Source organism: Bacillus sp. SIMBA_005 (assembly GCF_046535585.1).
Classification (GTDB): Bacteria; Bacillota; Bacilli; order Bacillales; family Bacillaceae; genus Bacillus; species Bacillus pumilus.
On sequence record NZ_JAWRWI010001052.1, the window covers coordinates 1 to 241 of the forward strand.

The 241-nt window shown below is 68.5% G+C and carries 1 protein-coding gene; it reads right to left on the reverse strand.

What is annotated here, in order from left to right:
• Positions 1-241: RsmE family RNA methyltransferase (locus SB660_RS23330; protein ID WP_410584940.1), on the reverse strand; the 241-nt coding region annotated here is incomplete at both ends.

Here is a 241-nt window from a genome sequence, read left to right on the forward strand (position 1 = left end):
GCATCGGCAGGCAGATCGGCGAGCGCAGCCGCGAGCGAACGGGGCGGCGCGACATCCGGAATTCTCGAGCGCCAGCTCTGTTCGCAGGCCGCGACCACGACACTGCGCCAGTGCGCATGCCGCTTGCCGGCGCGCTCGGCATCGAGCTTCACTTCGCTGCGATCGCTCGATACCGGCACGAATGCGGCGAGGCCGAGTTCGGTCGCCTTTTGCAGGATCCAGTCCATCTTGTCGCCGCGGG